Source organism: Kitasatospora sp. NPDC024654 (assembly GCF_055559155.1).
In genome coordinates this window covers 15,144-15,721 of the sequence record NZ_JBVHLF010000121.1, presented here as the reverse complement: position 1 = coordinate 15,721, position 578 = coordinate 15,144, and the positions used below count along the sequence as shown (strand labels likewise).

Genomic DNA, 578 nt, shown 5'->3' with positions numbered 1-578 from the left:
AGCGACCGCAGCTGCTCCTGCTCCTCGCGGGTCAGCGGCCGGTCGATCGCCAGGAACTCGTAGTACTGGTACTCGCTCATCGCGACGACCCTAGCGGGAACGCCGAACCTCGCTGACCGACTTCGACCCGGCCTACTTCGACCTGCGCGAGACCAACCAGCAACTGCGCGCTCTCGACTGCTGAGCACAGTCCGATCCCGTGACTCCGGTTGACGCCAACGCTGACGCCAACCGCCGCGCACGATGACGGCCGCGACCGCACTTCTGCGGACCGCAGAATCACCCGAACTGGTGCATCCCGACACCCCGGCTCGGCCTGAAAAGCGGAAGGTCGCCGGTTCGACCCCGGCCCTGGCCACATCGCCCGACCAGGCACGATGCCCCTGAAGCAGATCGCTTCGGGGGGCATTTTCGTGCCGTTTGACGCCAACGCGACGGCGGACGGTCAGGCCCTCCGCAGTTGACTCAACGCCTGCCGACCCCGGGGGGGGGGGGGGGGGGGGGGGGGGGGGGGGGGGAGGGGGGGGGGGGGGGGGGGGGGGGGGGGGGGGGAGGGGGGAGGAGCGGCGCCAAAGGGG

At 71.5% G+C, this 578-nt stretch carries 1 tRNA gene; it reads left to right on the top strand.

The annotated features are described in order from the left end of the window. Positions 1 to 282: 282 nt before the first annotated feature. Positions 283 to 358: transfer RNA gene (locus ACZ38L_RS35585), tRNA-Phe, on the top strand. The last annotated feature ends 220 nt before the right edge of the window (positions 359 to 578 follow it).